Here is a 12,073-nt window from a genome sequence, read left to right as displayed (position 1 = left end):
CCTGTGCTTGTCGCTCGCCGTCTGGTCCGGCCCATGCCATCATTCCGGCGCGCATCATAGCGCGACGCTGCTTTCAGACCCTGACCCAGTCCCTGACCTTTGAACCCGGAAATAAGCATGTCCAACCAGACCCCAGCCGAAAGTGAACTTGCCGAACTGCTGGTCGAAAGCCTGAACCTGGAAGACGTGCAGCCCGGCGAAATCGACCCCGAAGCGCCGCTGTTCAACGCCGGGCTGGGGCTGGATTCGATCGATGCGCTGGAGCTGTCGCTGGCGATCAGCAAGCGTTACGGATTCCAGCTGCGTTCGGACAACGAGGAAAACCTGCGCATTTTCGCCTCGCTGCGCACGTTGGCCGAGCACGTGCAGCAACATCGGGCTGGTTGAACACCGTCCAGACCGCGGCGGTTGAACCAGCCGCCCACCCCATGGTCCTGATCGTCGAAATCGCCCTGGTGGTGGGCTACGGCGTGCTTGCCCACCTGTCCAGCGCCCGCGACAGCCATCTGCTGGCGCTGGCCGCGCTGCTGGTGCTGGTGCTGATGATGCTGGCCTCGCCGCTGGCTGCGCGTCGCCTCTGGGCGTGGATTGCGCTGCCGCTGCTGACGGCTGTCTGCTGGTCGCTGTACCGGGTCGGGCTCGCGCCGGTGCCGCTGCTGCTGGTGCCGGTGGCCTTCATCGGCGTGATCGCGTGGATGTTCGGGCGCACCTTGGCGCCTGGGCGGGTTCCACTGATCACCCGCATCGCCAGCATCGTTGAAGAGGCTCCGGACCCGGCCGATGCGCCGGCCCTGGACGCCTACACCCGCGGACTTACCAGGGCGTGGACGGTGCTGTTGCTGGTGCTCGGCACGGTCAACCTGGTGCTGGCGATGATCGCCACTCCCGAGGGACTGCTGGCACGGCTGGGGCTGCTGGCGCCGGTCACGATCACCCACGTGCAGTGGTCCTGGTTCGCAAATCTGCTCAACTACGGCATCGTGGCCGGGTTCTTCATCCTTGAATTCCAGCTGCGCAAACTGCGTTTCCCGGGCAGGTTTCCCAGCTTTCTCGGGTTCCTGCGCCAGATGGGCGGGCTGGGACCTGCGTTCTGGCGCGATCAGCTGCGTTGAGCCGGTGCAGGTTGCAGCGGCAGGCGCCACGTGGTGCCATGACAATCCGTACGAGGCAGGGAAGTGTCAATGAATCAGGGAGTTGAGGCCGCGGAAGGCCAATCGGCGCTGCCGCGCTGGGGCTGGGCGGCGCTCAACCTGCTGCAGTTTGTCTTCACCCTGGCCTGGACCATGGGCTGCGTGAGCCTGGCGCTGCTGGTTTACGCGCTGAGCGGTGGGCGACGCAGGGTGCCGCTGCGGATGGCTTCGTGGCTGTGGGCACCTGGCCTGCTGCGCGCGTCCGGCGGCAGGTTCGAAGTGGAAGGGCTGGAGCGGGTGGACTGGTCGCAGCCCTATGTGCTGGTGGCCAACCACCAGTCGGTGATTGATATCTGCGCGCTGTTCCGCGCGGTGCCGGTGCCGCTGCGGTTTCTGCTGAAGCAGGAGATGACCCGCATGCCGTTCGTCAACTGGTATGCCAAGGCCATGGGCATGGTGTTCATCCCGCGCGACGACCGCCGCGGGGCCACCCGGAGCCTGCGCCAGGCGGCCGAGCTGGTGCGCACCGGCACGGTGCTGTGCATTTTCCCGGAGGGCACCCGCAGCCGTGACGGCACGTTCGGGCGGTTCAAGCCGGGGGCCTTCCAGGTGGCGATCGAATCGGGCGCCCGGGTGCTGCCGGTATCGCTGGAAGGAACGGGCGCCGTGCTGCCGCCCGATGGCGCATTCCGCGCGCGTCCGGGCCGGATCCGGGTCCGCTTCGGTACGCCGCTGGAACTGCATGCCGACGGCGAGCCGCTGGATCGCCAGCAGCTGGCCGCCCGCGCCCAGTGCGCGGTGGAAGGACTGCTGCGCGGCGGCTGATCCGCAAGCTCTGTCCAGGGCCGGGTGCAGGCGCGGATTGGTATGCTTCCGCTGATATCCCGCTGCCTTTCGCCCGCATGCTGCTGACCATCCCGCACGATCATCCTTCCCTGCCGGGGCATTTCCCGGGGCGCCCGGTGGTGCCCGGCGTCGTGGTGCTGGAGCGGGTGCTGGCCGCAATCGAGGCGCAACATGGTCCGCTGCCCGCGTTGCGCCTGCCGCAGGTGAAGTTCCAGCGCCCGCTGCTGCCCGGCGAACAGGCCCGCATCGAGTTGGAGCAACCTGAGCCCGGTCGCTGGCGTTTCCAGGTGCTGTGCGGCGAGGCGGTGGTGGCCAGCGGCGCGGTGAGCAGTGCTGCCCCGGCCGGCGCCAACGCGGTGGCGGAGGCCGGATGAGCGCGGAATGGAAGCGCCGCCGCGAGGGCGGTGGCCGGCTGGCCGTGCGCCTGATCCTGGCCGTGGCCAAGGGCGGCGGGCGGGGGTTTGCCCGCCTGTTCCTGGTGCCGATCACCCTGTATTTCCTGCTGCGTCGCCCGGCCGAGCGGCGCGACTCGCGTGCCTACCTCAGCCGCGTGTTCGGCCGCCCGGCACGGCTGCATGAAGTGGCGCGCCACATCCACACCTTCGCCTCCACCATCCTGGATCGCAGCTTTCTGCTGAGCGAGCACTTCCAGCGTTTCGACGTCCAGGTGCACGACATTGAAAAGCTCCAGCAGCGGGTCGAAGACGGGCACGGAGTGCTGCTGTTCGGCTCGCACCTGGGCAGCTTCGAGTCCTTGCGGGTGCTGGCCCGCCAGCGGCCCGATTACAAAATCCGGGTAGTACTGGACAAGGCCCACAGCGCCGCCGTGACCCAGCTGCTGGACGAACTCAATCCCGAAATGGCCGCCACGGTCATCGACGCCGGCCAGGCCGGCCCGGCGATCATGCTGCAGATCCAGCAGGCACTGTCGGAGGGCGCCATCGTCGCCCTGCTGGTGGATCGGGCGCAGCCGGGCGGCGCGGTGGTGCGGGTGCCTTTCCTCGGCGATCCGGCGGGATTTCCGCTGGCGCCATGGCAGATCGCCGCCGTGCTCAAGGTGCCGGTGGTGCTGGCGTTCGGTTTGTACCGCGGCGGCAATCGCTACGATCTGCTGTTCGAGTCGTTCAGCGACGGCATCGACCTGCCGCGGCGTGAACGGGCTGCCGCGATTCCGGCGCTCATCCGGCGTTATGCCGCGCGGCTGGAACATCATGTGCGCGATGCGCCCTGGAACTGGTTCAATTTCTACGACTTCTGGAAGGATGATGATGCTGGCAGCGACCCGGAAAGCACCCAGGCCGGCGATCCTCGCCGCGACAATGCTGGCGTGCCTGTTGGCCCCGGCGTGGGCGATGGCACAGGCGGTCAAGGCTGACCCGATCGACACGGGCCTGGTCCTGGACCAGATGGCGCAGCCGGACACGGCGACGCACACCGCGTTCGTGGAGCTGCGCGAGTCGGAGCTCCTGGATGCGCCGCTGAAGATCTCCGGCGAGTACCGCCGCCTGGAAGGCAACACCCTGGTGCGCGAGGTGCGCTCGCCCTATGCCGAAACCACCACGCTGAAGGATGGCCGCGCCACGGTGGAGCGCGCCGGACGCTCGCCGCGCAGCTTCTCCCTGTCGCGGGCACCGGAGCTGGCCGGACTGCAGGACACCTTTGGCGCGCTGCTGGCGGGTGATCGCGAGGTGCTGGAAGAGAACTTCGCGGTTGGCGCCTGGGGCGCGATCGACGGCTGGACCATGACCATGGCACCGCGCGACCGCGGCCTGGCCCGGCGCGTGCAGGGCATCACGCTGTTTGGCGCGAATGACGAGCTGCGCTGCATTGAAACCCTGGGCACCGATGACAGCCTGCAGCGGACCCTGCTTGGCAGCGCCGCGGTAGCGGCCGCCGGGGTGGACACGGCGGAAGGGTTCGAGCGCCTGTGCCGCTCCGGCTCCGCCGACTGATGTCTCCACGGTTGCGGCTTGGTCTTGCCCTGCTGTGGCTGGGGCTGCTGGTGGTGGCCGCGCTGCTGGTGTCGCGGCACCTGCACCTGAGCGGTGACCTGCGCGCGTTCATGCCCACGCCGGACACGCCGGAGCAGAAGCTGCTGATCGACGAGCTGGGCGATGGGCCGGGTGCGCGGATGCTGCTGCTGGCCATCGGCGGCGCCGATACGGAAACCCTGGCGACGCAGTCACGCGCGCTGCAGACCGCGCTGGATGGCGATGCCCGCATCGAGCTGGTGGCCAACGGCAGTGAAGCCGAGGCCGGACTGGATGCGATCCCCGAGCGCCTGCGTCCGTATCGCTACCTGCTCAGCCCCGGTCTGGATAAGCGTCCGCTGGATGAGCAGGTGCTGCGCGAGGCGCTGGAGGACCGGCTGCAGGACCTGGGTTCCCCGGCGGGTGCGCTGGTGGAACCGCTGCTGCCGTTCGATCCAACCCTTGAAATCGCCACCCTGGCCGAAGCCTGGGAGCCGGCGGGGGCGCCGCAGCGGATCGATGGGGTGTGGTTCACCCGGGCGGCTGACGAGGCCCTGCTGCTGGTGCGCACCCGCGATGCCGGCTTCGACCCTTCCGCACAGGGCGGGGTGGTCCAGGCCATCAACGATGCGTTCGCCGAAGTGAGCGCCGGCGCGGCGTCCACGCTGGTGATGACCGGGCCGGGCGTGTTCTCAGTGGAGATCGGTGCGCGCACTGCGCGCGAGGCGGCGCGGATCGGGATCATCGGCAGCATCGGGCTGGTGCTGCTGTACGGGTTTGCCTACCGCAGCGCGCGGCTGCTGCTGCTCGGCGTGCTGCCGCTGGCCAGCGCCGCGCTGGCCGGGATTGCCGCCGTGACCGCCATGTACGGCGGCATGCATGGCATCACCCTCGCGTTCGGCTTCACCCTGATCGGGGTGGCGCAGGATTACCCCGTGCATCTGTTCAGCCACCTGCGGCCGGACGAGCCGCCGCGGGCCACCGTGCGGGCGCTGTGGCGCACCCTGCTGACCGGCGTGGTCTCGACCTGCATCGCCTATCTCACCTTCTTTTTCTCCGGCGTGGACGGACTGCAGCAGCTGGCGGTGTTCACTATCGTTGGCCTGTTCACCGCCGCCCTGACCACCCGCTTCCTCGTGCCACCGCTGCTCGATCCGCGCGCGCTGGACCCGGCCGACAGCCGCTGGGCGCGCGCGCTTGAAGGGGCCATTGATGCCATCCCGCGGCCTCGACCGCGGACCGGCGCCGCGCTGATTGCGGGGCTGGCCGTGGCCGCTATCGCGGTGACCGCGCTGGCCCCCGGCCCGTTCTGGGAAAACGACCTGTCCCGCCTCACCCCCGTGCCCGAGGCAGGCCTGATCGAAGACGGCCGCCTGCGCAGCGAGCTGGGCGCACCCGACGTGCGCTACCTGCTGGCGGTGGACGGCGCGGATGCGGAACACGCGCTGCAGGCTTCCGAGCGCCTGTTGCCGGCGCTGGAAGAGCTGGTGGACGAAGGCGCCATCAGCGGTTACGAAATCGCCGCCCGCTACCTGCCCAGTGCCGCCACCCAGCAGGTGCGCCAGGCCCGGCTGCCGACTAGCGCCGCGCTGCGCACCGATCTGGAAGCCGCCACCGCGGACAGTCCGTTCCGCGCCGGCGTCTTCGCTCCCTTTCTTGCCGATGTCGAAACTGCCCGCACCGCGCCGCTGCTGCGCCCGGGCGATCTGGCCGGCACGCCGCTGGAGGCCGTGGTGTCGAGCCTGCTGGTGCAGACCGAAGATGGCCGCACGACCGCGCTGGCCACCTTGGGCGGGCTGGAGGATCCAGCTGCCGTGTCCGCCAGGCTTGAGGCCGCAGGCGCACGGCTGCTGGACTTGAAGGAGACTTCCGAATCCCTGGTCGAAGCCTGGCGCGGCCGCGTGCTGGCAGCGCTGGGCATCGCCGGTCTGCTGCTGACGATTACGGTGTGGGTCGCCCTGCGCACACCGCGCCGCGTTGCCCGGGTGCTGGTGCCGATGGCCTTCACCCTGGTGCTGACCTTGGCACTGCTGCGGGGCTTCGGGGTCGAGCTGACCCTGTTCCATCTGGTTTCGCTGGTGCTGGGTGCCGGGCTGGGGCTGGACTACGCGCTGTTTTTCGAACGCGCCGGCAGCGACCGCCGCGAGCAGCTGCGAACCCTGCACGCGATCGTGGTGTGCGGATCGATGACCGCGCTGGTGTTCGGGCTGCTGGCGCTGTCCTCGATCCCGGTGCTGCGCGCGATTGGAGTGACGGTGGCGATCGGCGTGGTGGGCAACTTCATCCTGGCCCTGCTGATCGCCCGGCCGGGCAGAATGGATGGGGCAGGGTTGATGGAGCGGGGCGCATGATCGGACGCGAACAGATTCTGGCGATGATTCCCCACCAGGGCGTGATGTGCCTGTGGGACCGGGTGCTGGAGTGGGACGCCGACTCCATCCGGCTTGAAGCGGGCAACCATCGCAACGCGGACCATCCGCTACGCGCTGATGGCCGCCTGCATGCGGTGCACCTGTGCGAATACGGTGCCCAGGCGATGGCCGTGCATGGCGGCCTGCTGGCGCGTGAATCCGGCGGTGTTGCTCCGCCCGGCATGCTGGTGGCGCTGCGCGGGGTGGAGCTGCACGTGTCGGGCCTCGATGGCCTGACCGGTGAGCTCGAATGTCACGCCCAGGTGCTGGCCCAGTCCCCGACGACCCAGCAGTACGGCTTCCGCATTACCCATGCCGGCCAGCTGCTGGCCGAAGGCCGCGCCGCCGTCATGCTCAACCCCGGGGATAATTGACCGATGACTGCACACACAACACAACGGCGCGCGCTGGTGACCGGCGGCAGCGGCGATATCGGCGGCGCGATCTGCCGCCAGCTGGCCGCAGACGGCCTGCACGTGATCGTCCACGCCAATGCCAACCTCACGCGTGCCAATGCGCTGGTTGAAGAGATCCAGACCGCCGGCGGCAGTGCCGAAGCCGTGGCCTTCGACCTGACCGACGGCGAAGCCGCCACTGCCTGCATCGAAGGCCTGCTTGAAGCCGGCCCCATCCAGGTGCTGGTCAACAACGCCGGCATACACGATGACGCGCCCCTGGCCGGGATGAGCGATGACCAGTGGCGGCGCGTGATCGACGTGTCCGTGCATGGCTTCTTCCACGCCACCCGGCCGCTGTTGCTGCCGATGGCACGTAAGCGCTGGGGCCGGATCGTCAGCGTGTCCAGCGTGGCCGCAGTGACCGGAAACCGCGGCCAGGTGAACTACGCCGCGGCCAAAGCGGCCCTGCACGGAGCCACGAAATCGCTGGCCCGGGAAATGGCCTCGCGCGGAATTACCGCCAACGTGGTGGCGCCGGGAGTCATCGAGGGCAGCATGGCCAAGGACGCATTCCCGGCGGAGATGGTGAAGCAGATCGTTCCTGCGGCCCGCGTCGGCCGGCCCGATGAAGTCGCCGCGCTGGTCGGTTTCCTGTGCTCGGATGCCGCTGGCTATGTGAACGGTCAGGTCATCGGCGTCAACGGTGGAATGGGCTGAGCGTCGGCATGCACACGCGCTTCAGGCCAGCGCACCGATAATCAGGCCCACAGGTCCGGTCGCTGAATGGAGCGGTCGGCCGCTTGAAGAGGATTTCGCCATGCGCACCCTGCGACCGTTGCTGTTGATCCTGCTCGCGCTGGCCCTGGCCGGCTGCGCCACCTCGCACATGCTGACCGGCACGGCCCGCGCGCCGATCGATCCGGCGCAGGTACGCATCTATCACGGCCCGCCGCCGGCCGGTTACGAGGAAATCGCCGTCCTGCAGACCCGCAGCGGCGGGCTGACCTACGGCGAGCAGAACAAGGTCGACTCGGTGCTGCGCAAGCTGCGTGAGGAGGCCGCCAGCCTCGGCGCCAACGGCGTTCTGCTGCAGGGCACCGCCGATGGCTACGGCAACAGCGGCGTCAGCGTCGGTGCCGGTGGTGGCCGGATTGGTGGGCGCGGCTACGGCGGCCTCGGCGTGGGCGTCAACATCAGTCCCACCCAGGTCCACGCCACCGGCATCGCCATCCACGTCCCCAACCCGCCCCCCATCGACTGACCACCTGCACGGCCCAACCCTTGTAGGAGCGCGCCATGCGCGCGAAGCCGCGTGACGTTGGTTGTGTTTCTGCTGCATCGGCGGGAAGTTGTTCCCGGAGCCGCGTGGGCGGATCTGTGGAGCCATCCCGGTCAGGACCCGCTGTGAATACGTCCATGTACGCTTGCCGGCGACGTCCATGTCGCCGACAGTCCTGACCGGGATGGCTCCACAGGTCCCTGATGTTGGCGGCTATCTGTCGGGGGACTGGATTCGCGCGGCTTCGCGCGCATGGCGCGCTCCTACTGGGCAACGGCGCGTTTACCTACTGGCTTGCAGCCGGTTTGCCGATGGCGCAGACATGACCGCTCGGCAAGCATGGAGTCATGAATACATCCACGCTTCGAACCGAACCCACTGCCGGTCACGCTGCGTTGCGGGCCGGCCGCGTCGAAACTCATTCCGGACAAGTTTGGCATTTGACCTTCACCACCCACGAACGCGAGCCGCTGTTCGAGGACTTCAAGGCCGCCCGCGTTGTTGCCGGCTGCCTGCATGACTCAATGGCGATTACCGATGGCCGCGTGCTTGCCTGGGTGGTGATGCCGGACCACGTGCATTGCCTGCTGCAGCTGGATGGCGGGCAATCACTCAGCGCTGCCATTGGCGCGTTCAAGTCCGGCTGCGCGCGTCGGGTCAACCGGGCGCTGGAGCGCACCGGTCCGCTGTGGGCCCGCGCCTATCACGATCACGCGATCCGCCAGGACGAGGATCTGCGCAGCGTGGCTCGCTACATCGTTGCCAATCCGCGGCGCGCGGGCCTTGTCGAACGCATCGCCGACTACCCGTTCTGGAATGCCGTCTGGATGGCGGATCCCAAGCCAACCCCACTGTAGGAGCGCGCCATGCGCGCGAAGCCGCGTGACTTCAACTACGGAATGATGGCCGCAAACTCAGGAGGCCGGCGGGCCAATTCTCGGCGGGACTGTCGGCGACATGGACGTCGCCGACAAGCGTACATGGACGTACTTGCCTGCGTGTCCCGCCGAGAATTGGCCCGCCGGCCTGCCCACGCAAGTTTCGACCCACCAGGAGAGCCGGAATTCACGCGGCTTCGCGCGCATGACGCGCTCCTACGGGCGGAGTGATCTTGCCCCCGGGAGGGGTTCGGCGGGGCGGGGGCCCATGAACAGGCTGAGCAGGGGGCCGGTCATGACGGTGGTCAGGATCGCCATTACCAGCAGCAGGGTGAAAGCCTGCTGGCCGATCACGCCGGCGTCCAGCCCGATCTTGATCACGATCAGCTCCATCAGCGCACGCGCGTTCATCAGTGAGCCCACCGCAAAACTGTCGCGCCAGCCCAGGCCGGCCAGACGCGCGCCTGCAGCGCCGCCGGCGATCTTGCCGACCACCGCGGCGGCCATGATCAATCCCAGCGCGCCCAGCCCCGCGCCCACAAAAGCGTCGCCGGTGGTGTTCAGCCCGGCCAGGGCGAAGAAGATCGGCATCAGCACGATGATCGCCAGGTGCTCGATGCGCTCCATCAGGGTGCGCAGCAGGCGGTCATCGCGTGGCAGGCAGGCGCCGAACAGGAACGCGCCGAACACCGCGTGCAGCTGCAGCCAGTCGGTTACCGCCGCGCAGGCGAACAGGCCGACGAACAGCGCCGCCAGCACCATTCCGCTCGGCACGCCATCGGCGGCGTGGCGTGCCAGCAGCCGTGCATACAGCGGGCGCAGCACGCCGAACACCACCGCGCACAGCACCGCCAGGCCGATGATGATCCTGAAGAAGCCGGCGTAGCCCGCACCTGCCCCGATCAATGCCACCACCAGCGCCAGCAGGATCCACGCCAGCACGTCGGCGATCGCCGCAGCGCTGAGCGACAGCTGGCCCAGCCGGGTGTGGGTGATGTTCCGTTCCTTGAGGATCCGGGCCAGGATCGGAAACGCGGTAATCGCCATTGCCGAAGCCATGAACAGCGCGAACGGCCAGAAGCCCACGCCCTCTGGCGCCAGCGATGGGTGCAGCGCCGGAGAGATCGCAATGCCCAACGCCATCGGCGCGAGCACGCTCAGCACGCCCACCCAGCCCGCAGCCTTGAACTGCGCGCGGACCCCTTCGGGCGGCGTACGCAGTTCCACGCCCACGATGAACATGAAAAGCACCAGCCCCAGCGTGGCCAGCGACGACAGTGCGGACAGCGATTCCGGCGCGAACAGCTCGCCATGGAACCCGGGAAACAGCGCGCCGAACACGATCGGTCCGAGGATGATGCCCGCCGCCATCTCGCCAATCACCGGCGGCTGGCCAACGAAGCGCAGCAGCAGCCCGCACACCCGCGCGGTGGCGATGATCACGACCAGTTGCAGCAGCAGCGGGTTTTCCATCGGCTGGGAGTTCGTCAGATGAAGTAGGGCGCTTGAAGCCGGCCGCGCTTCAGGCGGTGGCAGCGTACCAGTGCGGTTCCAGCGACACCGGCACCGCGCTGTCATTTTCACTGTCGGTCAGCGCCTCCAGTCCGTGCGCACCGATGTCCGCATGATCATTGCGGGCGCGTTGCAAAATCTCGCCGGCCAGCCAGCGCATCCGCTCCACGTTGGCTTGCATGCGCGCATCGAACGTGGCGTCATCCAGCTCATCGGACAGGGCGCGGTTGAGCGCGTGGAACCAGTCGATGCTGGCCTGGTCGAGCAGTCGGGCCTCCTTTTCGGCCAGCCCCGTTGCGGCGTTGCGCTCGCCCCACTCGCGCAGCATCGGCTGCATTGCCTCGTTGAGCGCGCGCGCGGCCAGCAGCGGTTTGCGCAGGCGGTGGAAGGTGCCCAGGTCCGTGATCCGACCGGAGAAAAACAGCGGCGCCAGCAGCGCCCAGTAGTAGGTGTAGTCCCAGATCACCTTCACCGGCATCACCCTGGCGTCGCCAAACAGTGCGTACTGGCCCTGATAGATCGGCAGCATGCTGTCGTAGAAGGAGCGGTACAGCTGCTGGTAGATGCCGGCCCACGGCGACACGGGTCCGCCCGCGCGATCGCGCGCCACCAGATCGCAGATAAAGGTGTTGGCGATCGCGATGTAGTCGCTGCCGGGCGAATAGAACGGATCCAGGAACAGCCCCGCATCGCCGGTGATCGCCCAGCGGTCGGTGGAAAACTGCTGCTGGCAGGCGTGGGAAAAATGACGCAGGAACAGGAAGTCCTTGACCGCGTGCGCGCCCGAATCAAGGCTCGCCGCGACCCGCGGCTGGTGCCGGCGCAGCCATTGCATGGCCTTGTCGTGGGTGTTCATTGTTTCCAGCGGATGCATCTTTGCGTCGCACACGATCCCCACCGAATGCGCGCCGGACGCCAGTGGAATCAGCCAGAGCCAGTAGCCCGGCCCGCACATGTGGTTGGTCGAGCGCCAGCGCTCGGGCGGGTCGCAGCGCTGCAGCCAGTCCGCGTCCTCGGACCATTCGGCGGGGTCCACGATCCCGTCCACCCGCCACCACACCGCATTGGTGTCGTGATCGTTGCTTTCAGCCAGGCCAAGCTTGCGCTTGAGCAGCCCGACACGGCCGGAGGCGTCCACCAGCCAGCGCGCCGACAGCGTGTGTTCGCCACCATCGGCGGCGAAGCTGACCTCATGTGGGGATTCCCCTTCGCCGACATTGATCGTGCGCACCACCGTGCCGTCGCGGAATTCAATGCCCAGTCCGCGCACCCGGTCGCCAAGGAAATTCTCGAAGCGGCCACGGTCGATCTGCCACGAGGGTGTTGGCAGCAAACTCCTGACCCCCAGTTCGGTGCAGGCATCCACGTCGCTGCGGCCGTCGGAAAAGAAGAACCGGAAGCCGAACTTGCGGATCTGCTGCTCGTCCAGGTGCTCACGCAGGCCCAGCACGCTGGAAAAATAACGTGCGCCGATCTCCACCGTCGACTCGCCCACCTTGTGCGTCGCCTCGGCCACCGGATGGCTGCGCCGCTCAAGAATGGTGATTCGCAGTGCCGGATCCTGCCGACGCAGCTGCAGGGCCAGGGTCAACCCCGCCAGCCCTCCGCCCAGAATAAGAACGTCTGTGTCCGGAGGAGCCTGGTCCATG

The 12,073-nt window shown here is 68.2% G+C and carries 13 protein-coding genes; 11 read left to right on the top strand and 2 right to left on the bottom strand.

Features of this window, described 5'->3' with window-relative positions; genetic code table 11:
- The first annotated feature begins 117 nt into the window (after nt 1–117).
- The 11 genes from WCE59_RS13520 to WCE59_RS13470 all read left to right on the top strand — a co-directional run bounded on the left by WCE59_RS13520 (nt 118) and on the right by WCE59_RS13470 (nt 8,891).
- On the top strand, nt 118–387 hold the full coding sequence (locus WCE59_RS13520) for a phosphopantetheine-binding protein (protein ID WP_343259298.1): 270 nt from the start codon (nt 118–120) through the stop codon (nt 385–387).
- Entirely contained in the window at nt 384–1,112 is a 729-nt protein-coding gene (locus WCE59_RS13515; protein ID WP_343259297.1) for a ketosynthase, read from the top strand. Before WCE59_RS13520 ends, WCE59_RS13515 begins: the two co-directional genes overlap by 4 nt.
- 69 nt (nt 1,113–1,181) lie before the next feature.
- Entirely contained in the window at nt 1,182–1,955 is a 774-nt protein-coding gene (locus WCE59_RS13510; RefSeq protein WP_343259296.1) for a lysophospholipid acyltransferase family protein, read from the top strand.
- 77 nt (nt 1,956–2,032) lie between these two features.
- Complete coding sequence (locus WCE59_RS13505) at nt 2,033–2,350, top strand: hypothetical protein (RefSeq protein WP_343259295.1); 318 nt, start codon at nt 2,033–2,035, stop codon at nt 2,348–2,350.
- A complete protein-coding gene (locus tag WCE59_RS13500) occupies nt 2,347–3,351 on the top strand; it encodes an LpxL/LpxP family acyltransferase (RefSeq protein ID WP_343259294.1) in 1,005 nt (334 codons plus the stop codon). The genes WCE59_RS13505 and WCE59_RS13500 overlap by 4 nt, the downstream gene beginning before the upstream one ends.
- Nucleotides 3,329–3,928 (top strand): LolA-related protein, encoded by a 600-nt coding sequence (locus WCE59_RS13495; RefSeq protein WP_343259293.1) that lies wholly within the window; start codon nt 3,329–3,331, stop codon nt 3,926–3,928. The genes WCE59_RS13500 and WCE59_RS13495 overlap by 23 nt, the downstream gene beginning before the upstream one ends.
- The gene (locus WCE59_RS13490; protein WP_343259292.1) at nt 3,928–6,297 is read left to right on the top strand and encodes an MMPL family transporter; all 2,370 of its coding nucleotides are present in this window, start codon (nt 3,928–3,930) and stop codon (nt 6,295–6,297) included. Before WCE59_RS13495 ends, WCE59_RS13490 begins: the two co-directional genes overlap by 1 nt.
- Nucleotides 6,294–6,731, top strand: coding sequence for a phosphotransferase (locus tag WCE59_RS13485; protein ID WP_343259291.1), 438 nt, complete (start codon nt 6,294–6,296; stop codon nt 6,729–6,731). Before WCE59_RS13490 ends, WCE59_RS13485 begins: the two co-directional genes overlap by 4 nt.
- A 3-nt stretch (nt 6,732–6,734) precedes the next feature.
- Nucleotides 6,735–7,472: a 3-oxoacyl-ACP reductase FabG gene (fabG, locus tag WCE59_RS13480; RefSeq protein WP_343259290.1), complete on the top strand. Its 738-nt coding sequence runs from the start codon at nt 6,735–6,737 to the stop codon at nt 7,470–7,472.
- A 100-nt stretch (nt 7,473–7,572) separates the two neighbouring features.
- Nucleotides 7,573–8,016 carry a hypothetical protein gene (locus tag WCE59_RS13475; RefSeq protein ID WP_343259289.1) on the top strand — a complete coding sequence of 148 codons (444 nt, stop codon included), beginning with the start codon at nt 7,573–7,575 and terminating at the stop codon, nt 8,014–8,016.
- 365 nt (nt 8,017–8,381) lie between these two features.
- On the top strand, nt 8,382–8,891 hold the full coding sequence (locus WCE59_RS13470; protein WP_449284177.1) for an REP-associated tyrosine transposase: 510 nt from the start codon (nt 8,382–8,384) through the stop codon (nt 8,889–8,891).
- Between the two features lie 237 nt (nt 8,892–9,128).
- Here the strand turns inward: WCE59_RS13470 and WCE59_RS13465 are convergent, their stop codons facing one another.
- Both WCE59_RS13465 and WCE59_RS13460 read right to left on the bottom strand, forming a co-directional pair.
- Nucleotides 9,129–10,385, bottom strand: coding sequence for a cation:proton antiporter (locus WCE59_RS13465; RefSeq protein WP_343259287.1), 1,257 nt, complete (start codon nt 10,383–10,385; stop codon nt 9,129–9,131).
- Between the two features lie 49 nt (nt 10,386–10,434).
- The gene (locus WCE59_RS13460) at nt 10,435–12,072 is read right to left on the bottom strand and encodes an NAD(P)/FAD-dependent oxidoreductase (protein ID WP_343259286.1); all 1,638 of its coding nucleotides are present in this window, start codon (nt 12,070–12,072) and stop codon (nt 10,435–10,437) included.
- Nucleotide 12,073 lies beyond the last annotated feature (1 nt).

Source organism: Luteimonas qiangzhengi (genome assembly GCF_039548515.1).
Classification (GTDB): domain Bacteria; phylum Pseudomonadota; class Gammaproteobacteria; order Xanthomonadales; family Xanthomonadaceae; genus Luteimonas.
Note: the sequence above shows the minus strand (reverse complement) of the source record. Positions and strands in the feature narration are given on the sequence as shown.